Origin of the sequence: Novosphingobium sp. HR1a (assembly GCF_015594425.1) — a bacterium.
In the GTDB taxonomy this organism is placed as follows: Bacteria; Pseudomonadota; Alphaproteobacteria; order Sphingomonadales; family Sphingomonadaceae; genus Novosphingobium; species Novosphingobium resinovorum_A.
Map to the genome: position 1 here is coordinate 59,304 of NZ_JABXWS010000035.1, position 20,529 is coordinate 79,832.

Annotated in this window: 17 protein-coding genes; 8 read left to right on the plus strand and 9 right to left on the minus strand. The window is 65.7% G+C overall.

All coding sequences use genetic code 11. The annotated features are described in order from the left end of the window. Position 1: 1 nt before the first annotated feature. Positions 2–961 (minus strand): lipoyl synthase, encoded by a 960-nt coding sequence (lipA, locus tag HWN72_RS07775; protein WP_036524940.1) that lies wholly within the window; start codon positions 959–961, stop codon positions 2–4. A 96-nt stretch (positions 962–1,057) separates the two neighbouring features. On the opposite strand from lipA, the gene HWN72_RS07780 reads away from it, so the two are divergent. Next, complete coding sequence (locus tag HWN72_RS07780) at positions 1,058–1,723, plus strand: carbonic anhydrase (RefSeq protein ID WP_008828557.1); 666 nt, start codon at positions 1,058–1,060, stop codon at positions 1,721–1,723. Between the two features lie 187 nt (positions 1,724–1,910). Here HWN72_RS07780 and HWN72_RS07785 read toward each other — a convergent pair whose 3' ends face one another. After that, entirely contained in the window at positions 1,911–3,251 is a 1,341-nt protein-coding gene (locus HWN72_RS07785; protein WP_008832205.1) for a hypothetical protein, read from the minus strand. Positions 3,252–3,553: 302 nt separating this feature from the next. Between HWN72_RS07785 and gyrA the strand changes: the two genes are divergently transcribed. Both gyrA and HWN72_RS07795 read left to right on the plus strand, forming a co-directional pair. Beyond that, positions 3,554–6,289, plus strand: coding sequence for a DNA gyrase subunit A (gene gyrA / locus HWN72_RS07790; protein WP_008832204.1), 2,736 nt, complete (start codon positions 3,554–3,556; stop codon positions 6,287–6,289). Continuing rightward, on the plus strand, positions 6,286–6,627 hold the full coding sequence (locus HWN72_RS07795) for a DUF952 domain-containing protein (protein WP_008832203.1): 342 nt from the start codon (positions 6,286–6,288) through the stop codon (positions 6,625–6,627). Before gyrA ends, HWN72_RS07795 begins: the two co-directional genes overlap by 4 nt. Before the next feature lie 812 nt (positions 6,628–7,439). Here HWN72_RS07795 and HWN72_RS07800 read toward each other — a convergent pair. Further along, on the minus strand, positions 7,440–8,114 hold the full coding sequence (locus HWN72_RS07800; RefSeq protein WP_248005870.1) for a hypothetical protein: 675 nt from the start codon (positions 8,112–8,114) through the stop codon (positions 7,440–7,442). Positions 8,115–8,172: 58 nt separating this feature from the next. Here HWN72_RS07800 and trmFO point away from each other — a divergent pair, with 58 nt between their 5' ends. Beyond that, on the plus strand, positions 8,173–9,516 hold the full coding sequence (gene trmFO, locus HWN72_RS07805; RefSeq protein WP_069707727.1) for a methylenetetrahydrofolate--tRNA-(uracil(54)-C(5))-methyltransferase (FADH(2)-oxidizing) TrmFO: 1,344 nt from the start codon (positions 8,173–8,175) through the stop codon (positions 9,514–9,516). Positions 9,517–9,665: 149 nt separating this feature from the next. On the opposite strand, the gene HWN72_RS07810 is transcribed toward trmFO, so the two are convergent. The 5 genes from HWN72_RS07810 to HWN72_RS07830 all read right to left on the minus strand — a co-directional run bounded on the left by HWN72_RS07810 (position 9,666) and on the right by HWN72_RS07830 (position 13,918). Further along, positions 9,666–10,118 carry a hypothetical protein gene (locus tag HWN72_RS07810; protein WP_008833487.1) on the minus strand — a complete coding sequence of 151 codons (453 nt, stop codon included), beginning with the start codon at positions 10,116–10,118 and terminating at the stop codon, positions 9,666–9,668. 68 nt (positions 10,119–10,186) lie between these two features. Then, positions 10,187–10,876, minus strand: coding sequence for a hypothetical protein (locus HWN72_RS07815; protein WP_008833486.1), 690 nt, complete (start codon positions 10,874–10,876; stop codon positions 10,187–10,189). 110 nt (positions 10,877–10,986) lie between these two features. Next, positions 10,987–12,363: a pyruvate dehydrogenase complex E1 component subunit beta gene (locus HWN72_RS07820; RefSeq protein WP_008833485.1), complete on the minus strand. Its 1,377-nt coding sequence runs from the start codon at positions 12,361–12,363 to the stop codon at positions 10,987–10,989. Between the two features lies 1 nt (position 12,364). Continuing rightward, positions 12,365–13,432, minus strand: a complete 1,068-nt coding sequence (gene pdhA, locus HWN72_RS07825) for a pyruvate dehydrogenase (acetyl-transferring) E1 component subunit alpha (protein ID WP_211150010.1) — start codon at positions 13,430–13,432, stop codon at positions 12,365–12,367. A gap of 174 nt (positions 13,433–13,606) precedes the next feature. Beyond that, positions 13,607–13,918 (minus strand): septum formation initiator family protein, encoded by a 312-nt coding sequence (locus HWN72_RS07830; RefSeq protein ID WP_036524742.1) that lies wholly within the window; start codon positions 13,916–13,918, stop codon positions 13,607–13,609. A 393-nt stretch (positions 13,919–14,311) separates the two neighbouring features. On the opposite strand from HWN72_RS07830, the gene HWN72_RS07835 reads away from it, so the two are divergent. Together HWN72_RS07835 and HWN72_RS07840 are read left to right on the plus strand one after the other, a co-directional pair. Next, entirely contained in the window at positions 14,312–16,195 is a 1,884-nt protein-coding gene (locus HWN72_RS07835) for an ABC-F family ATP-binding cassette domain-containing protein (RefSeq protein WP_008833482.1), read from the plus strand. After that, positions 16,192–16,653, plus strand: coding sequence for a GreA/GreB family elongation factor (locus HWN72_RS07840; RefSeq protein ID WP_008833481.1), 462 nt, complete (start codon positions 16,192–16,194; stop codon positions 16,651–16,653). The genes HWN72_RS07835 and HWN72_RS07840 overlap by 4 nt, the downstream gene beginning before the upstream one ends. A gap of 93 nt (positions 16,654–16,746) precedes the next feature. On the opposite strand, the gene serB is transcribed toward HWN72_RS07840, so the two are convergent. Continuing rightward, the gene (gene serB, locus HWN72_RS07845) at positions 16,747–17,640 is read right to left on the minus strand and encodes a phosphoserine phosphatase SerB (protein WP_037522100.1); all 894 of its coding nucleotides are present in this window, start codon (positions 17,638–17,640) and stop codon (positions 16,747–16,749) included. Between serB and miaA the strand changes: the two genes are divergently transcribed. Both miaA and ilvB read left to right on the plus strand, forming a co-directional pair. Continuing rightward, positions 17,633–18,613: a tRNA (adenosine(37)-N6)-dimethylallyltransferase MiaA gene (miaA, locus tag HWN72_RS07850; RefSeq protein ID WP_008833479.1), complete on the plus strand. Its 981-nt coding sequence runs from the start codon at positions 17,633–17,635 to the stop codon at positions 18,611–18,613. The genes serB and miaA overlap by 8 nt on opposite strands. Positions 18,614–18,784: 171 nt before the next feature. Next, complete coding sequence (gene ilvB / locus HWN72_RS07855; protein WP_069709143.1) at positions 18,785–20,527, plus strand: biosynthetic-type acetolactate synthase large subunit; 1,743 nt, start codon at positions 18,785–18,787, stop codon at positions 20,525–20,527. The last annotated feature ends 2 nt before the right edge of the window (positions 20,528–20,529 follow it).

Here is a 20,529-nt window from a genome sequence, read left to right on the forward strand (position 1 = left end):
TTCAGGCCCCGGAGGTCGCCGTCACGGGCTGCATCTTGGCCAGCTTGGCGTCGCGCGCGGCCTTCATCTGGGCGAAGTCATCGCCGGCATGATAGCTCGAACGCGTCAGCGGCGAGGACGCCACCTGCAGGAAGCCCTTGGCCCGCGCGATCGCACCGTAGGCGTTGAACGCCTGCGGGGTGACGAATTCCTTCACCTCGGCATGCTTGGGCGTCGGGCGCAGGTACTGACCCATAGTCAGGAAGTCGATGTCGGCGCAGCGCATGTCGTCCATCACCTGATGGATTTCCAGACGCTCCTCACCCAGCCCGAGCATCACGCCCGACTTGGTGAAGATCGACGGATCGTGGCGCTTCACCTCTTCCAGCAGCCGCAGCGAGGCGTAGTAGCGCGCGCCGGGGCGGATGGTCGGGTAGAGGCGGGGCACCGTCTCGAGGTTGTGGTTGTAGACGTCCGGGCGCGCCTGGACGATCGACTCGACCGCGCGCTGCATCTTGTTGCGGAAGTCGGGCGTCAGGATTTCGATCGTGGTCGCGGGCGAGGCCGCGCGGACCGCCTGGATCACCTTGACGAACTGGCTTGCACCGCCGTCCGGAAGATCGTCACGGTCTACAGAGGTGACGACGATGTGCTCGAGGCCGGTCTTCAGCACCATCTCGGCGACGTTGTCCGGCTCCGCCGCATCGACGCGGCCGGGCATGCCGGTCTTGACGTTGCAGAACGCGCAGGCGCGGGTGCAGGTGTCGCCGAGAATCATCACCGTCGCGTGCTTCTTCGTCCAGCACTCGCCGATGTTCGGGCAGGCCGCTTCCTCGCACACGGTGTTGAGCTTGAGGTCGCGCATCAGCTGGCGCGTCTCGCCGTAGCCCTTGCTGGTCGGCGCCTTGACGCGAATCCAGTCGGGCTTGCGCTGACGGGCGGGGGCTTCTTCCGGAACCGGTACGGAGGAGAGATCGTTCATGCCGTCCAGATAGTCATATGCACGCAACCTTGCCAGCCCGAATATCCGGCGTATGGCGAACCATCAGTTCGAAAAACAGCAACGGAGCCCACCCCCATGACTAATCAGAGCCCCGAATCCAACGACCGCGTGCTGAACCATCTGATCGAGGGTTATCGCCGTTTCCGCGGCACCGGCTGGAGCGCCAACCGCGCGCGCTGGGACGAACTGGGCCAGGGCCAGTCGCCCGAAGTCATGGTCATCGCCTGCTCCGACAGCCGCGTCGACCCCAGCCAGATCTTCGACGTCGATCCCGGCACGATCTTCGTGGTGCGCAACGTCGCCGCGCTGGTGCCGCCGTTCGAGACGACGCCCGGCCACCACGGCGTCTCGGCCGCGCTGGAATTCGCGGTGCAGGTGCTCAAGGTCAAGGAAGTGGTCGTGATGGGCCACGGCCTGTGCGGCGGCTGCAAGGCGGCGTTGACGCAGGACCTCAAGGACGCGGAGATCGGACACGGTGGTTTCGTGGCCGACTGGATCTCGATGCTGGACGAGGCCCGCGTGCCGGTCGCGCACGAGCATGGCACCACAGGGCGCACCGCCGAGCGCGCGATGGAGCAGGCGGCGGTCAAGGTCAGCCTCGACAACCTGATGACTTTCCCCTGCGTGCAGAGCAAGGTCGGCAAGGGTGAACTGACGCTGCGCGGCGCGTTCTTCGCGATTTCCGACGGAGTGCTGCATCTGCTGGACGAGACCAGCGGGGAATTCGCACCGGTGGAGTGAGGGGATAGCGGCCCACCCCGTCCGGCTAGGTTTTCCCCGCCCGCTTGCGGGAGGGGCAGCGAGACTTGCTGAGCCGAAGGCGAAGTTAGTCGCAGCGGGGGGTCTGGCGCCAGGCCGATCTGGATCGACACACGAAAAAGGGCGCCGGAAACCCGGCGCCCTTCCCGTTTCAGTCTGAACCGAAAGCTCAGTTCGCTGCAGGAGCCGCTGCCGGAGCAGGCGAAGCCTTGCTCTTGGCATAAGCCGACCACAGCTTGGCAACCGGCGCGCGAGTGCCGGTGACCTTGGCGAAGTTGGCTTCCGCATCGGCGTACTTGCCCTGCAGAGCCTGCGACATGCCGAGACGCAGCGCGACCTTGTTGGCATCGACGCCCGGCATCGACGCGGCCTTGGCATAGAACGTCTCGGCCTTGGCCGGCTGGTCGTAGCTCAGGAACACGTCCGCCGCGCCGACGACGCTGGCAGCCGTCGCACCCGGCTTGCTGGCATCACGCTCGGTGGCGGGCAGCGAAGCCTTGTCCGCCGCGACGCGGCCGTCGGTGTTGGCCTTGTCCGGCACGTCTCCGGCGGTCAGCTTGCCCTTGGCGATACCGTCGGCCATGACCTTGCTCGCTTCGCCCGGGAACGCGCGCGGATCGGCGTTCTCGAGGTATTCGAAGTAGTCGCGCTTGTCGTTCATCGAACCGGTGAGGAACATCAGGCGCATCAGGTCGAGGTTCTGGTCGCGCGGCAGCGAGGCCAACTGGCGGACCACCGAGATCGCGGTGTTCCAGGTGCCCGGGTAATACTGGCCGAGCATCGCCGCGTATTCGGTCGACGGAGCGAGCTGCTTGGCGGTGTAGGTCTGCTGGAGGACCGAGCGCAGCGCGGTTTCCGAAGGCGCCTGGCCCTTGGCCTGCGCGGCGGCAACATCGTCCTTGGCCATCTGCAGGGCGGCCTCGGGGTTGTTGTTGCGCTTGTAGGCATCGGCGAGGACCGCATCGAGCTGGCCCGACGAATCGACGAAGCCGCCGTCCTTGGCCGCCTTCAGGTACGTCGCCGCGCTGGCGTAGTCCTTGAGCTGGTAGGCGGTGATGCCGGCATCGTAGTTGGTCTTGCCGACTTCCTCGGCGGGCAGCTTGCCGCTGGAGAGCAACATCTTGTTGCCTTCCTGCTTGGTGGCGAGATCCTGCGAGATGATGCCGAAGTTGCGCATCATCGAGCCGAGTGCGTTCTTGTCGTCGGGCGTGGTTGCGGCCGGCACGGCGGCCTGGAACGCGGCCTTGCCGTCACCGCCGACGGCGGCGTCGAAGGCGGCCTTGGCCTTGGCCATCGCGTCGGGGGTCTGCTGGCCGCCGAGAGCAGCGATCGCGGCTTCCATGGCCTTCTGCAGCGGCTGGGCGACCTTCACGAACTCGGGGGAGAACTTGCCGCCTGCGGCTTCCTTCTCCTTCTTCGCGGCCATCGCGGGGGTGGCGACCGTCAGCGCCATACCGCTCGACAGGAGGGCGGCAAGAGCGACACGGGAAACAAGGAACTTGCGAGCCATCAAGGCTACTCCTCTCAAGGACAAACGAAATCCCGCCGAAACGGGATGAAAATAAGGCGGTCGCCGGTTTGGCCGGGAATTCGGCCCTTGGCAACCATGCGAGCGAATTAGCTTTTAGCCACTGAACGCGCATTGAATGCAATTCGTCGCAGCCGTTCAGGTTCCCCGCGCGCGTGCGTTCCTTATATGTGGAAAACGGCACGCATCGCCCCTCGCCGCCACCGGTTCCGGTGGCTTTCCCCTGGCGCATGTCCTAGTGCGGTCCATCATTCTTCTTCCGTAGCAAAAGCGATCCAACCCGCGTGAGCGACGACACCAACGATATCCAGCCCGTAGGCCCCGAGGGCGAATTCACCCGCATCGACATCGTCGACGAGATGAAGACGAGCTACCTCGACTACGCGATGAGCGTGATCGTCAGCCGCGCGCTGCCCGACGTGCGCGACGGCCTGAAGCCGGTGCACCGCCGCATCCTCTATGCCTCGCAGGAAGGCGGCTTCGTCGCCGGGCGTCCTTATCGCAAGTCGGCCAAGATCGTCGGCGACGTGATGGGCAACTACCACCCACACGGCGACAGCGCGATCTACGACGCCCTTGCGCGCATGACGCAGGACTGGTCGATGCGCGTGCCGCTGATCGACGGTCAGGGCAACTTCGGCTCGATGGACCCCGATCCGCCGGCCTCGATGCGCTATACCGAAGCGCGCCTTGCCCGCGTGGCCAACTCGCTGCTCGACGATCTCGACAAGGACACCGTCGACTTCGCGGACAACTACGACGGTTCGCGTCAGGAGCCGACGGTGCTTCCGGCGCGCTTCCCGAACATCCTCGTCAATGGCGCCGGCGGCATCGCGGTCGGCATGGCGACCAACATCCCGCCGCACAACCTGGGCGAAGTGATCGACGGCTGCTTCGCGATGATGGACAATCCGGGTATCACCTCGGAGGAACTGTTCCAGATCATCCCTGGCCCTGACTTCCCCACCGCCCCGCTGATCCTGGGCCAGCACGGCGCCCGGCTCGCCGCCACCACCGGGCGCGGCTCGATCATCCAGCGCTGCCGCAGCCACGTCGAGGAAGGGCGCGGCAGCCGCAAGGATTCGCGCTCGATCGTCCTCACCTCGATCCCCTACCAGGTCGGCAAGTCCAATCTGGTCGAGAAGATCGCCGAGGCCGCCAAGGACAAGCGGATCGAGGGCGTCTCCGACATCCGCGACGAATCCAACCGCGAAGGCGTGCGCGTGGTCATCGACCTCAAGCGCGATGCCTCGCCGGAAGTCGTGCTCAACCAGCTGTGGCGCAGCACCCCGGCACAGTCGAACTTCGCCGCGAACATGCTGGCGATCCGCGGCGGCCGCCCCGAGATCATGGCCCTGCGCGACATCCTGCAGGCGTTCATCCAGTTCCGCGAGCAGGTCATCACCCGCCGCACCAAGTTCGAACTGAACAAGGCGCGCGACCGGGCGCACATCTTGCTCGGCCTCGTCGTCGCCGTGTCCAACATGGACGAGGTGGTGAAGATCATCCGCGGCGCCTCCAATCCGGCCGACGCCCGCGCCAAGCTGCTCGCCAAGGAATGGCCGATCGGCGACATCGCGCAGTACATCCGCCTGGTCGAGGCGATCGAGCCCGAGGCCGAGGCCGCCGACGGCATCTACCGCCTGTCCGAAGTGCAAGTGAAGGCGATCCTCGATCTGCGCCTGCACCGCCTGACGGCGCTCGGCCGCGACGAGATCGGCGACGAACTCAAGCAGCTCGCGATCGCCATCGAGGAATTCCTCGCCATCCTCGCCGACCGCGTGAAGCTCTACGCCGTCATGCGCGAGGAACTGCAGGCCGTGCGCGACGCCTACGCCACCCCGCGCCTGTCCGAGATCACCGCCGCCTTCGACGGGATCGACGACGAGGACCTCATCGAGCGCGAGGACATGGTCGTCACGGTGACCATGGACGGCTATATCAAGCGCACCGCCCTCTCCGCCTTCCGCGCCCAGAACCGCGGCGGCAAGGGCCGCGCCGGCATGGCCACCAAGGACGAGGATGCGGTGACGACGATGTTCGTCACTTCCACCCACAACCCGGTGCTGTTCTTCTCGACGGCAGGCAAGGTCTACCGCCTCAAGGTCTACAAGCTGCCCGAAGGCGGCCCGACCACGCGCGGACGCCCGATCGTCAACCTGCTGCCGGCGCTCGACAAGGACGAGACGATCCAGACCGTGCTCGCCCTGCCCGAGGATGAGACGGAGTGGAGCGCGCTGTCGGTGGTGTTCGCCACCGCCAAGGGCAACGTGCGCCGCAACTCCATGGATTCCTTTGCGAACATCCCCAGCAACGGCAAGTTCGCGATGCGCTTCGACGAAGGCAGCGACGATCGCCTGATCGGCGTGGCATTGCTGGAAGCCAGCGACGACGTGCTGCTCGCCACCCGCCAGGGCAAAGCGATCCGCTTCCCCGGCGACGACGTGCGCGAATTCACGAGCCGCACGTCCACCGGCGTGCGCGGCATGACGCTGAAGGGTGACGACGAGGTCATCTCGCTCTCGATCCTCCACCGCGTCGGCACCGATGCCGAAGACCGTGAGCAGTATCTGCGCTTCGCCCCGTGGAAGGGCGACAAGGAGGGCGAATCCACCCTCTCCGCAGAGCGCATGGCCGAACTGGAAGAGCGCGAGCAGTTCATCCTGACGGTCTGTGCCAACGGCTACGGCAAGCTGTCCTCGGCTTACGAGTACCGCCGCACCGGTCGCGGCGGCCAGGGCATCACCAATATCGACAACATCGGCCGCAACGGTCCGGTAGTCGCCAGCTTCCCGGCGACCCTTGCCCAGCAGCTGATGTTGGTTACCGACCAGGCCAAGTTGATCCGTCTGCCGCTCCATTCGCTGCGCGTGATCGGTCGCGGCTCGGCGGGCGTGCGCCTGTTCACCGTCTCGGCGAACGAGCACGTCGTCAGCGCGGTCCGGCTGGACGAAGAACCGGAAGTCGAGACCCCGGTAGCCGACGAGGCCGCGCCGGAGGCTCCGGAAGCCGAAGCGTGAGGGATACGGTCGCATATAAAATCCTGACCGGCGAGCAGCTTGCACGGCTGCTCGCCGACGGGACCTTCGCCGGAGCGCCAGTCGATCTGGCCGACGGTTACATTCACATGTCCACCGCCGATCAGGCGCAGGGCACGCTGGACAAGCACTTCGCCGGACAGGACGATCTGCACATCGCCGCCGTGGACCTGACCGCGCTGGGCGACACGGTGAAGTGGGAAGTTTCGCGCGGCGGTGCGCTGTTCCCGCACATCTACGCCGACCTGCCGCTGTCGGCGGTGATCGTGCACGGTCCGGTCGAGCGCGGTCCGGACGGAACGCTTCAGCTTCCACACTGATCGTCATCCCAGTGAAAGCTGGGACCGCTGGCCTGTTGCTGTGCGCCAACGTTCAGACGCCCTGGCGATAGCTCGGCCGGTCACGGCCAACGGTCCCAGCCTTCGCTGGGATGACGGGTTTTCGAACGCCACCTTGACACTTATCGCCAAATAGGTTATATGACCCAGCATCCGGAGCAGTGCAGATCACATTGCTTCGGTGTATCGGGTCGGCGTCGTGGGCCGGGATGCGGTTTCAAGCCGTGATCACGCAAACCACGCGCCCAAACGAAGACCCGGACTGTCCCTGAGTTCCCGGAAAGCGTCATCCGCCCGCTCCTGAGATAGACGTCAGGACACCGGATGTCCCCGCCGGACAACCATCGGCCGATAACGACGCGAACCCTAACGACGGCTACATGGGACTTTCCGATGGAATACAGGTCGAGCCGGGCTGACCACCGCTACCCGGCCGCTCGCCAGAGCAGGTGGAACACAAACCCCCGCGTCCCGGTGAGGACGCTCCCGACGCCGACCCGATGTTCACTTCGGATGCGTTGATTTCCCCGGCGTAATGGCCCGCACTCGCCAGCGGGCAAAGTCGTATGTGCTGCACGCACAACGCAGCCCCCCCACCCCGTCATTCCCGCGAAGGCGGGAACCCATCTGCTGACAGCGCCTGTTGAACCGGCATCAGCTGGGTCCCCGCCTTCGCGGGGATGACGGGGGTGGGATATATACCCTTAGGTTGGTGAGCCCTGACGATAGCTGGGCCGTTCACGGCCAGCGGTCCCAGCCTTCGCTGGGATGACAGGTAAAAGTGAGATCGCCGCTCAGAAACCCTCACCGCGTATGCGCAGTTCCCCGGTCACGCCTGTCGCCAGCACTACATTACCGATGTAGAATAGCGGCCAGGCCACCATCGCCAGAATCGCGTTGCCGCCTGCCGCCGCGATTTCCAGCACCACGCCCGCCACGACCAGCGCCGCGCCAAGGCCGACGCGCGAGCGCGGGAAGGTGCTGATCCATGCCGATGCCGCCATGCCGCCCAGCGCAAGGCCGAGGAACAGCGGCACGCCCACGCCTGCCCGGTCCGCCGCGAAGAAGCACAGCAGCGGCGTGCCCAGCGTCAGCACCAGCGCCGCCACCTTGCGCCCGCCGTCCATCACCGCACGGCGGTGCATCAGGAACAGCGACAGGCCGATCAGGAAGGCGATCAGCATCGCGTTCAGCCCGATCACCGGCACGTCGTACCACAGCGCCGAGCCGACCGCCTCCAGTCCCAGCATCCCCGCCAGCGAGCGGGTGTCGTTCCCCCGATGCCGCAGCACCGCATAGACCGCCAGCAAGGCCAGCGGCGCGCCCTTGAGCACGATCAGGTAAAGCCCCGGCAAGGTGCTCCCGCGCAGCCAGACCCACGCGACGGCAAGCACGATGCTAGCCAGCAGCCAGGGACGGCGTTCGATCAGGGCGCGGTGCGGCATGCGGTCTCCTTCGATAACCGCCATGCCATGACAGATGCCGCAGGGCTTTTCCATCGCCGCGATAGGGTCTAGGCGCTGCCGCATGACCCATCAGATCCACATCATCGGCGGCGGCCTCGCTGGAAGCGAAGCGGCATGGCAACTCGGCCGCCGGGGCTTCAAGGTGCGCCTCTCGGAAATGCGCGGGACCGGGGAACGCAGCCCGGCCCATCAGGGCGACGGCCTCGCCGAACTGGTCTGCTCCAATTCGTTCCGCTCGGACGATCACGAGAAGAACGCCGTCGGCCTGCTCCACCACGAGATGCGCCAATGCGATTCGCTCATCATGAGCGCCGCCGCCAAGGCTGAAGTGCCCGCCGGATCGGCGCTGGCCGTGGACCGCGAGATCTTCTCCGCCGAAGTCGAGGCGCGCCTTGCCGCGCTGCCCAACGTCGAGATCGTGCGCGAACGCATCGACGCCCTGCCCGCCGATGCGCCAGTGATCGTCGCCACAGGCCCCCTCACCGCAGAGGCGCTGGCCGGCTCGATCGGCAAGGCGACCGGCGCCGACAGCCTCGCGTTCTTCGACGCCATCGCCCCCATCGTCTACCGCGACACCATCGACATGGACGTGTGCTGGATGGCCTCGCGCTGGGACAAGGGCGAGACCAAGGACTACATCAACTGCCCGATGACCAAGGAGCAGTACCTGGCATTCCACGCGGGGCTAGTCGCGGGCGAGAAGACCGCGTTCAAGGAGTGGGAGGCAAACACCCCCTACTTCGACGGCTGCATGCCCATCGAAGTCATGGCCGAGCGCGGCATCGACACCCTGCGCTTCGGCCCGATGAAGCCGGTCGGTCTCGACAACCCGCACTGGGCGACCCCGGAGCACCCGAACGGCCGCTGGGCCTATGCGGTGGTGCAGCTGCGGCAGGACAACAACCTCGGAACGATCTGGAACATGGTCGGCTTCCAGACCAAGCTGAAGCACGCCGAGCAAGTGCGCCTGTTCCGCACGATCCCGGGGCTGGAGAACGCCGAGTTCGCGCGTCTCGGCGGCCTGCACCGCAACACCTTCCTCAATTCGCCGGTGCTGCTGGACCGCACCCTGCGCCTGAAGACCGCGCCGAATGTGCGCTTTGCCGGGCAGATCACCGGCTGCGAAGGCTATGTAGAGAGCGCCGCGGTCGGCCTGATGGCGGGCCTGATGGCCTCGGCTGACCTCGCGGGCCGCGAATGGCAGGCCCCGCCGCGCACAACTGCGATGGGCGCCCTGCTCTCGCACATCACCGGCGATGCCGAGGCCGAGACCTATCAGCCGATGAACGTCAACTTCGGCCTGTTCCCGCCGCTGCACGACGTAAAGAAGAAGCAGCGCAAGGAGGCCTATACAGAGCGCGCCAAGGCCGAGATCGCGCCGTGGCTTGAGAGCATCGCGGTCTGACACTGGTGCGGCCCGCCCCTGCCCCCTCCCGCAAGCGGGAGGGGAATGAGAGGCCTGCGCTTACCCCCTCCCGTTTACGGGAGGGGCAGCGAGACTTGCGAGCGTAGCGAGTTAGTCGCAGCGGGGTGGGCACCACCCGACCGCAAAAATCAACACGAACACTTCGCCTTGGGCTTAGGCGGCGGCGCCGTCTTGCGGAATTCGGCAGGCGTGAGATAGCCGTCGCGGTCGCCGTCGGCGCCGTCGAACTTGTCGACCGTGGCCACGGCCCATTCCTCGAACGTCAGCAGATTGTTGCCGTCCTTGTCGAGCTTGCGGAAAATGTCCGAGCGCGTCGAAAGCATCTCGTTGCGGGAAATCCGTCCATCACGGTCGCGATCGTAGCGTCCGAAGCGGCGCTGCTCGCGGCTGAGTTCGGTCGCCTCGGGAAGTTCGGGGCCGACCATGTCGCCCACATCGGCGCTCGGCAGCGGGGCAGGCTCCGTCGCCATCGGCGCCGCTGGTGGGGCGGCGGCCTCGACTTCGGCGTGTCCCTGCCACCAGAACAGGCCGATGCCCAGGAGTACGAAAACGGCGAGGCCGCCAAGCAGAAAGCGATTCATTGCGCGGTATCCATGACCCCGCGATCCTAGAACCACCCGGCGCGCGAGCGGAAATTACAACGCTGCAATCAGAACCCCAGCAGCCCGAGCCGCATCGCCTTGAGCATGGCAGCAGGCGAAGTCGCGCCGGATTCTTCACCCTTGGCGAGACGCCGCGCGGCTAGGCCGTGAAGCACCATCAGCGGGCGCAAGGAACGGGACACCCGCGCACCGCTGCTCGCCTGTGCGAGTTCGCGCGCGGTCTCACGCTCGCTGGCATGGCCGAGCCGCATCGCCAGATCGTTGAGCGCCCAGGCGCGGCCCAGCTTCATCGCGGCCTCGCGCTCCTGGCTCCGGCCGAGAGCGTCGGCCAGCGCGGCGAACGCCTCGGCCCTGCCATGCGCCATGGTCTCAAGCGCTTCGGCGAAAAGCGGCGCGGGCCCGGTCATGGCTTCCCAGCCATCGACGAGCGCGGCGAGACCGCCGTGATGGCCGTTCCAGCTTTTCAGCAGCGCCAGCAGGGGCTCGCCATTGGGCCACTGCTCGGCCGACTGGCCGAGGGATTCGCGCCACCATGCCAGACGCAGCTGCGCCATCATCGGCTCGCGCGAATGCCGCAGCAGATGCGCAAGGCGCGCGTCGAGCGCCAACAATGCCAGCGTCTGCTCACGCGCGGACTTCGGCGCATAGACCAGCGCCAGGCGCGACACTGTGGGCAGCGACTGCACGAGGATGTCCTCGTTCGAGGCGGAAATCGTGGGAGTTGGGGAGTCGGTCACCCGGTTTCCCTAGTCGGTGCCGGAGCGAGGCGAAACCCCAAACGCGACACGGGCGACGGTGCCGAAGCACCGCCGCCCGCGCATCATCTCAAAGCCCGTGGGCGAAGAGATTACCTGTAGGTGACCTTCTTCACCGCCGCCACGATGCGGTCAGCGTCGATGATCGCCAGCTTTTCGAGGTTCGCGGCGTAAGGCAGCGGCACGTCCTCGTTGCACACGCGCACGACCGGCGCGTCGAGGTTGTCGAAGCCGTCTTCCATGCAGATCGCGATGATTTCCGAGGCGATCGAGCAGACCGGGAAGCCTTCCTCGGCCACGACCATGCGGTTGGTCTTGGCGAGGCTGGCGAGCACCGTTTCCTTGTCGAGCGGGCGCAGGGTGCGAAGATCGATGACTTCGGCGTCGATGCCCTCTTCGGCCAGACGCTCGGCTGCCTCGAGAGCGAGGCCGACGCCGATCGAGTAGGACACGATCGTCACGTCCTTGCCTTCGCGCATGATCCGCGCCTTGCCGATCGGCAGGACGTGGTCGTCCAGTTCGGGCAGTTCGAACGAACGACCGTAGACCAGCTCGTTCTCGAGGAACACGACCGGGTCTTCCGAACGGATGGCCGCCTTGAGCAGGCCCTTGGCGTCCGAAGCATCGTACGGCGCAATGACCACGAGGCCGGGGACGTTGGCGTACCACGGACCGTAGTTCTGCGAGTGCTGGGCGCCCACGCGCGAGGCCGCGCCGTTGGGACCACGGAACACGATCGGGCAGCGCATCTGGCCGCCGGACATGTAGTTGGTCTTGGCGGCCGAGTTGATGATGTGGTCGATCGCCTGCATGGCGAAGTTGAACGTCATGAACTCGATGACCGGACGCAGACCGCCCATCGCCGCGCCGGTGCCGATGCCGGCGAAGCCGTACTCGGTGATCGGCGTGTCGATGACGCGGGTGGGACCGAACTCTTCGAGCAGGCCCTGAGTCACCTTGTAGGCGCCCTGGTACTCGGCGACTTCCTCGCCCATCACGAAGACGCGGCTGTCGCGGCGCATTTCCTCGGCCATGGCGTCGCGCAGAGCGTCGCGTACGGTCGAGGTCTTCATGTTGGTGCCATGCGGCAGCTGCGGGTCGCGTGCGGTCTTGAGGTCGCTGGCGAGATTGGCGGTGCCGCCCTCGGCAGGCTTCTTCTCTTCCGACTTGGGAGCCTCTTCGACCTTTTCGGCAGCCTTGGGCGCTTCGACGGCGGAGGCATCCTCGCCTTCACCGGCCAGCATCGCGATCACGGTGCCGACCTTCACGCCCTCGGTGCCTTCGGCGACGAGGATCTTGCCGACGGTGCCTTCGTCGATGGATTCGAATTCCATCGTCGCCTTGTCGGTCTCGATTTCAGCAAGGATGGTGCCCGAGGAAACCTCGTCGCCTTCCTTGACCAGCCACTTGGCCAGCTTGCCCTCTTCCATCGTCGGGGAGAGAGCGGGCATCTTCAGTTCGATCGCCATCTCAGTAGCTCTCCACCAGGACGTCGGTATACAGTTCGGGGGCGCTGGGCTCCGGCGAGTTCTCGGCGAAGTCGGCGGACTGGGCGACCTGCGCGCGGATGCGCTTGTCGACTTCCTTGAGGCTTTCTTCGGTCACGCCCATGGCCAGCAGTTCGGTCTTGGCGTGGTCGATCGGGTCGCGCTTTTCGCGCACGCCCTGGACTTCCTCGCGACTGCGGTACTTCGCAGGGTCCGACATCGAGTGGCCGCGATAGCGGTACGTGTTCAGTTCCATGAGAACCGGACCATTGCCCGCGCGCACGTATTCCAGCGCGATCTCGGCCGACTTGCGGACTTCGAGAACGTCCATGCCGTCCACCGACATGCCGGGAATGCGGAACGCGGTGCCGCGGCGGTGGAAGTGCGTCTCGGCCGAGCCGCGCTTCACGGCGGTGCCCATGGCGTAGCCGTTGTTCTCGATCACGAAGATGATCGGCAGCTTCCAGAGAGCCGCCATGTTGAAGCTCTCGTAGACCTGGCCCTGGTTGGCCGCGCCATCGCCGAAGTAGGCCATCGCGACGCCGCCGTCTTCACGGTACTTGTGCGCGAACGCCAGACCCGCGCCAAGCGAGACCTGCGCGCCGACGATGCCGTGGCCGCCGTAGAAGCGATGCTCCACGGAGAACATGTGCATCGAGCCGCCCTTGCCCTTCGAGATACCGGCTTCGCGGCCGGTCAGCTCGGCCATGATGACCTTGGGATCGATGCCGTAGGCGAGCATGTGGCCATGGTCGCGGTAACCGGTGATCACCGAGTCCTTGTCGTTGTCGAGCGCGGACTGCAGGCCCACGGCGACAGCTTCCTGGCCGATGTAGAGGTGGCAGAAGCCGCCGATCAGGCCGAGGCCGTAAAGCTGGCCGGCCTTTTCCTCGAAGCGGCGGATGAGCAGCATCTGCTCATAGAAATGCAGGAGCTCTTCCTTGGAAGGCTTGTAGCGCTTGTCCGCGTCCAGGGCTTCCTGGAGGCTGTGGAGCGCGAAATCCTCTTCTACGGCAGCGGCTTCTACTGCCGGGGTCTTTGCTTTGGGCAACGGGTGCTCCCCATCGTTGGTGCGATCGTTTCAGTGAGGGCGGTATAGGAAGGACGCAGCCAAAGCGAAAGCGCGCAGGCTCGAAAACGGGCTCCGAACGTGGACTTTTTTGCAACGAGGTTTGCAAAAAACGGCATTGCGACATCTCTCCAACGAGAGGCAACGCGCGAGACCTCAGGGGAGTTGCATAACCATCTCGTCGGGACGCGCGACGTTCAGGTTGCTGCGGACCAGTTCGCCCGCGAGGTCGGGATCCATCTTCCTGGGATCGAGCAGTGCGACGCGGTTCTTGAGATGATCGCGATCGACCTTGAGATCGACCAGTTGCTTCTCGCGCTGATCGAGCAGGCGCTGGTTTTCACCCCAAGCAAGCAAGCCGCTGGGTCCGGCGACGCACCAGAGACCCATGAGCAACAGCAGCGCGAGGGCAAGGCCCTTCACGAGACGTTCTCTGGCTATGTTGGTGTCCTGTCGCACGGTCCGCATATGTCGCTTGAATCACATGTGATTCGGGGTTGCAAGCCCAAACTCTAAAGGATTCCTGCGGTTTGCGACAGGTGGAGGAGAAGTGCTGGAAACATGCGGGCAAAGTTTTCGTGTTGATAAGTTTCGCAAGGCGTCAAGTGTTAACTAGACGACATTAAAAGCGCCTAACGGACGCAGGGGTTTACCACCCCTGCACCCCGTATACCGTCGAGGTCACGCGCGACGCATCCTTACGCTCGACGGTGAAGTGGAAGACAAAATAGCTTCGGCGTCATCTTGGCTGACAAGGCTGCACAGACAACGACGACGGTATGGGGGTCTGGGGCGATGGCCCCAGATTCCTTGTGTTGATCTTGTTCCGCTTTCTCTCCGACCCTGCTAGGCGCTCGCCCCATGTTGAGCATTCGCGATATCACCGTGCGCCTCGGCGGCCGCACCATCATCGACGGCGCGTCGGCCACGCTGCCGCAAAACGGCAAGATCGGGCTGATCGGCCGTAACGGCGCCGGCAAGTCCACGCTGGTGAAGACCATCATTGGCGAACTCGATCCCGACGGCGGTTCGGTCGAGATGCCGCGCCGTGCGCGTCTCGGCTACATTGCGCAGGAGGCACCCAACGGCACCCGAACCCCATTCGAGGCAGTGGTAGAAGCCGACACCGAGCGCACCGCACTTCTGGCCGAGGCCGAGACGTGCACCGATCCCAACCGCCTCGGCGACGTGCACGAGCGGCTGATCGCGATCGACGCCTACACCGCCCCTGCCCGCGCGGCGCGCATCCTCGTCGGCCTCGGCTTCGACGAGGAGATGCAGGCGCGCCCTCTCGACAGTTTCTCGGGTGGCTGGAAGATGCGCGTCGCGCTCGCCTCGCTGCTGTTCTCCGAGCCCGACGTCATGCTGCTCGACGAACCGTCGAACCACCTCGACCTCGAAGCGACGCTGTGGCTGGAGAACTTCCTCAAGAGCTACCCCAAGACGCTGCTGGTCATCAGCCACGAGCGCGACCTGCTCAACACCGTGGTCGATCACATCCTGCACCTGCAACAGGGCAAGCTGACGCTCTATCCCGGCGACTACGACAGCTTCGAGCGCATCCGCGCCGAACGCGCCGCCCAGGCCGCCGCCGCCCGCGCCAACCAGGAAGCGCAGAAGAAGAAGCTGGCCGATTACGTCGCGCGCAATTCGGCGCGTGCCTCGACCGCGAAGCAGGCGCAGTCTCGCGCCAAGATGTTGGCGAAGATGCAGCCGATCGCGGCGATGGCGGAGGACGCCTCGCTCAGCTTCGACTTCCCCAGCCCCGACGAACTGCGCCCACCGCTCATCACGCTGGACCTCGCCGCCGTGGGCTACGTCGAGGACAAGCCGATCCTGCGCCGCCTCAACTTGCGCATCGATCCCGAGGACCGCATCGCGCTGCTGGGCCGCAACGGCAACGGCAAGACCACGCTGGCGCGCCTGCTTGCACGCCAGCTGGAGCCGATGGAAGGCGGGATCACCTTCTCGCCCAAGATCCGCATCGGCTACTTCACGCAGTATCAGGTGGAGGAACTGCCGGGCGATTCCACCCCGCTGGAACTGATGACCCGCGCGATGGAGGGCAAGCCGCCGCTCGCGGTGCGCGGGCAGCTCGGCCGCTTCGGCTTCTCGGGCAACCGCGCGACGGCGGTGACTGGCACGCTTTCGGGCGGTGAGCGCGCGCGTCTGGCGCTGGCGCTGGTGACGCGCGACGCGCCGCACATGCTGATCCTCGACGAGCCGACCAACCACCTCGACGTCGATGCGCGCGAGGCTCTGGTGCAGGCGCTCAACTCGTTCGAGGGCGCGGTGATCCTCGTCAGCCACGATCGCCACATGGTCGAACTGGCGGCCGACCGGCTGGTACTGGTCGAAGGCGGCACGGCGGAGAACTACGACGGGTCGATGGAGGACTACATCGACTTCGTGCTCGGCCGGAACCAGCCCAAGGTCGAGACGGTCTCAGCCAAGGGCGGCGATGCACCGGTCAAGAAGAGCGGCGCCATCGCGCGCGAGGAACTGAAGGCACTGCGCAAGAAGGTGACGGCGGCCGAGACGCGCATGAAGCGCGCACAAGCTCACGTCGACAGCCTGCTCGACGCGCTGGCCGATCCGGCCTCGGCGAAGGGCGATCTCAAGGGCCTGGCAGTCGGTGCGCTGGGCAAGCTTCACGGGACGGCGGCGGAAGCCCTCGAACTGGCCGAGACCGAATGGCTGGAGGTCCACGAAGAACTCGAAACCTTGATGGGCCGCGGGAAATGAGCGTCGCCTTCCGGCGCGACGGGGATGAGGAGCACTTGGAGCCCAAGTTCGAGGTGCCGATCCCGCCGGGTCCGAACCTTGTGACCGTACACGGGCGGCAACTGATCGTCGGCAAGATCGCGGAATTGGAAGCACAAGTCGCGGCACTGACCGAGGAGACCGCGCTCACTTCGGCCAAGCGGGATTTGCGCTACTGGCAGGCGCGGGTCGATACGGCGCAAGTGCAGCCGGTGCCGGAGGGCGGCATCGTCCGCTTCGGCAGCCGCGTGCGGTTCATGCTGGGGGGCAAGGCGCGCGAGATCGTCATCGTCGGCCATGACGAGGCAGATCCGGCGCACGACCGGCTCGCATTCGTCGCCCCGCTCGCCAAGGCACTGCTGGGCGCGGAAGTGGGCGATTTCGTGGACTTCAACGGCCGGGAAGAGGCGATCGAAGTTCTGGAAGTCAGCGCGGGATAATCTACTTCGTCATTGCGAGCGAAGCGAAGCAATCCAGAGCAGCACCACGACGCCCTGGGTTGCTTCGCTTCGCTCGCAATGACGAGGGGCTAGTTAGCGCACCCAGTCTTTCTCGGGAATACCAAGCAGGCGCAGCACGCTGGTCAGGTCACCGCGATCGATCCAGCCGTTCGAGGCCGCGCGTGCCTTGGGCTTGGCGTGATAGGCGATGCCGTAAGTCGCCGTCTCCAACATCGGAATATCATTCGCACCGTCGCCGGTCGCGAGACTGGTGACACCCTCGCCCCCCATGTTTCCGGCCGCTTCCAGTTCGGCCAGCAGCGTCGCCTTCTTCACCGACGAATCGACGATCCCGCCGACGAGGCCGCCGGTCAGCTTGCCGTCCGCAACTTCGAGGCGGTTGCCGACGACATGCTCGAAGCCCAGCATCTCCGCCACGGGATCGGCGAAGTGATGGAAGCCGCCGGTCACCAGTACGGTGCGGCAGCCCAGCTTCTTGAGCGTCTCGACCAGCACTTTCGCACCCGGCATCGGCCGGATTCGCGTGGCGAGGCATTCGTCGATGGCGCTGGTGGAGAGCCCCTTCAGCAGCCCGACACGCTCGCGCAGGGCCTGCTCGAAGTCGAGTTCGCCCTGCATGGCGCGCTCTGTGATGTCGGCGATGCGCTCCTTCAACCCTGCGAAATCGCCGAGTTCGTCGATGCATTCCTGCCCGATCATGGTCGAATCCATGTCGGAAATGAACACCTTGGGCACCACCGGTTCATCGGCGGCGACGAGGCCGTCAGTCGTGCCGAAATGCGCGTCGAGCGCGGCGCGCAGGACGTCGGCGTTATCATCAGGCGAGTCGATCTGCATCGTCTGCCCGCAGAAATCGAGCATCGTCGCATCCGCGATCCGCACGCCGCCTTCAGCCATTTGCGCTTTCGCGGCTTCGAGACTGGTCGAAAGATGATCCGGTTCTGCTATCAGCCGGGCAATGAGCACTGCGAATTCCCTTGATGCGCCATACGATATCTCAGCCGGAGACCGGCCGCCGCTGGCGCTCATCGCAGGGCCGACCGCCAGCGGCAAGAGCGATTGTGCGGTCGCCCTGGCGCAGGAACTCGAACGTCGGGGCCGCCGCGCGGTGGTGGTCAACGCGGACAGCTCGCAAGTCTACGCCGACCTGACGGTCCTGAGCGCGCGTCCGACCGAAGCGGACATGGGCGGCATCGAGCACCGCCTGTTCGGTGCCTGGGACGGCGCGCAAAGCTGCTCCGCAGCCGACTGGGCGCGCGCGGCAGCCGGGACCATCGCGCAAGTCCACGCCGAGGGCGCGGTGCCGATCCTCGTCGGCGGCACCGGCCTTTATATCCGCACCATGCTCGACGGGATCGCGCCGATCCCTGCGATCGATCCGGACATCCGCGAGGCGGTGCGTGCCCTGCCCGTCGCCGAGGCCTACGCTGCCCTCCTCGTCGAAGACCCCGAGCGTGCCGCCCGCCTCTCCCCGGCAGATACCACGCGCGTCGCACGCGCGCTGGAGGTCGTGCGCTCCACCGGTCACGGCCTCACGCACTGGCAGACACAGACCGAAGGCGGCATCGGCCACGCGGTCGCGCTTCACCCTGCGATCCTGCTGCCCGAGCGCCAGTGGCTTTATGCGCGCTGCGACCTGCGGTTCGAGCGCATGGTCGAGCGCGGCGCCCTGGCGGAAGTGGAGGCACTCCTCGCCCGCGATCTCGACCCCGCCCTCGCGGTGATGCGCGCCATCGGCGTCCCGGAGCTCACGGGCGTCATCAAGGGCGAATGGACGCTGCAAACCGCCATCGAACGCGGATCGCAGGCGACCCGCAACTACGCCAAGCGCCAATTTACGTGGCTGAGGCACCAGCCCCCTGCGGATTGGCATCGCCTGCAATGTGAAAATTACAACTCAAATGCCATAAATGATATTTTATTGCGCTTTCCGGGTTGACCTGACATATCCACATGCCTAGAGGCCGATCCTACCTCGCTGATGGAAGTTATGCGGGGAGGAGAGGAGACGACCCGGTACGCCCAAGCCGACGTGCCGGGTCGGATTCATTAGGGAGGCAGCCGGAATTGCCGGTGCTCCCGCCCGAACGAATTAATGAAGGAATGTATTGTGAGTGAAGAGCGCAGCGGCGCGAGCATCCTGGTCGAAAGCCTGGTCAAGCAGGGGGTCGAGTTCGTATTCGGCTATCCCGGCGGCGCCGTGCTACCGATCTACGACGCTCTCTTCGGTGACGAACGACTTCGCCACATCCTCGTCCGCCACGAGGCCGGTGCGGCGCACGCCGCCGAAGGTTATGCGCGTTCGACCGGCAAGCCCGGCGTCGTGCTGGTCACCTCCGGCCCCGGCGCGACCAACGCGATCACAGGCATTGCCGACGCGTTCCTGGATTCGATCCCGCTTGTGGTCATCACCGGCCAGGTTCCCACCGGGCTGATCGGATCGGATGCATTCCAGGAAGCCGACACCGTTGGCATCTCGCGCCACTGCACCAAGCACAACTATCTGGTGAAGGACCCGAACGACCTTGCCGCGGTGATCGACGAGGCGTTCCAGATCGCCACCACCGGCCGCCCCGGCCCAGTGCTGATCGACATCCCCAAGGATGTCCAGATCGCCATGGCAACGTGGAACGACGGCCCGATCCAGCGCAAGCAGCGCTACAACCCGCGCACCGAGGGCACCTCGGAAGAGATCGCCCGCGCGGTCGAGATGCTGGCCAATGCCAAGGCTCCGGTGTTCTACACCGGCGGCGGCGTCATCAACGCCGGTCCGCGCGCCACCGCGCTGCTGCGCGAGCTGCAGGCGAAGACCGGCGCGCCCGTCACCTCCACGCTGATGGGCCTCGGCGCGTTCCCGGCCGACCACGCCGACTGGCTGGGCATGCTGGGCATGCACGGAACGTTCGAGGCCAACATGGCGATGAACCAGGCTGACCTCATCCTGTGCGTCGGTGCCCGCTTCGACGACCGCGTGACCGGCCGCCTCGACGCCTTCGCGCCGAATTCCGAGAAGATTCACATCGACATCGACCGCGCATCAATCAACAAGGTCGTGCCGGTGGACCTGCCGATCATCGGCGACTGCGCCGTGGTGCTCGAACAGATCCTCACCGAGTGGGGCACCCGCAAGGCTCAGGACCTGACCGCGTGGAAGGCCCGCGTCGACGGCTGGCGGGAACGCAAGAGCCTCGCTTACCCCTCGAACGCGCAGGCGATCATGCCGCAGCTGGCGGTCGAGCGACTGTACGAGCTGACCAAGTCGAAGGACCCGGTTATCTCCACCGAAGTCGGCCAGCACCAGATGTGGGCGGCACAGTACTTCCCCTTCTTTAAGCCCAACAAGTGGCTGACTTCGGGCGGTCTGGGCACCATGGGCTACGGCCTGCCCGCAGCGATCGGCGCGCAGTGCGGCAACCCCGACAGCCTCGTCATCGACATCGCGGGCGACGCCTCGATCCAGATGAACATCCAGGAGCTGGGCACCGCCACGCAGTACCGCCTGCCGGTCAAGGTCTTCATCCTCAACAACGAGTGGATGGGCATGGTCCGCCAGTGGCAGGAACTGACGTACGAGAGCCGCTATTCGAACTCCTATTCGGACAGCCTGCCTGACTTCGTGAAGCTGGCCGAGGCTTACGGCTGGAAGGGCATCCGCATCGAGAACGAGAGCGAGCTTGATGCGGGCATCCAGGCGATGATCGACCATCCCGGTCCGGTGATCGTCGACTGTCTGGTCCACAAGGAAACCAACTGCTTCCCGATGATCCCCTCGGGCGCGGCGCACACCGACATGATCCTCTACGGCGACAGCGTTGCCGGCACGATGGACGACGAAGCCAAAGCGCTGGTCTGAGG

Bases quoted from the DNA above. Each gene is read 5' to 3' on its own strand.
- lipA (WP_036524940.1), bottom strand. From the start codon at position 961: ATGAACGATCTCTCCTCCGTACCGGTTCCGGAAGAAGCCCCCGCCCGT.
- HWN72_RS07780 (WP_008828557.1), top strand. From the start codon at position 1,058: ATGACTAATCAGAGCCCCGAATCCAACGACCGCGTGCTGAACCATCTG.
- HWN72_RS07785 (WP_008832205.1), bottom strand. From the start codon at position 3,251: ATGGCTCGCAAGTTCCTTGTTTCCCGTGTCGCTCTTGCCGCCCTCCTG.
- HWN72_RS07800 (WP_248005870.1), bottom strand. From the start codon at position 8,114: ATGGCGGTTATCGAAGGAGACCGCATGCCGCACCGCGCCCTGATCGAA.
- trmFO (WP_069707727.1), top strand. From the start codon at position 8,173: ATGACCCATCAGATCCACATCATCGGCGGCGGCCTCGCTGGAAGCGAA.
- HWN72_RS07810 (WP_008833487.1), bottom strand. From the start codon at position 10,118: ATGAATCGCTTTCTGCTTGGCGGCCTCGCCGTTTTCGTACTCCTGGGC.
- HWN72_RS07820 (WP_008833485.1), bottom strand. From the start codon at position 12,363: ATGGCGATCGAACTGAAGATGCCCGCTCTCTCCCCGACGATGGAAGAG.
- HWN72_RS07830 (WP_036524742.1), bottom strand. From the start codon at position 13,918: ATGCGGACCGTGCGACAGGACACCAACATAGCCAGAGAACGTCTCGTG.
- HWN72_RS07835 (WP_008833482.1), top strand. From the start codon at position 14,312: ATGTTGAGCATTCGCGATATCACCGTGCGCCTCGGCGGCCGCACCATC.
- HWN72_RS07840 (WP_008833481.1), top strand. From the start codon at position 16,192: ATGAGCGTCGCCTTCCGGCGCGACGGGGATGAGGAGCACTTGGAGCCC.
- miaA (WP_008833479.1), top strand. From the start codon at position 17,633: ATGAGCACTGCGAATTCCCTTGATGCGCCATACGATATCTCAGCCGGA.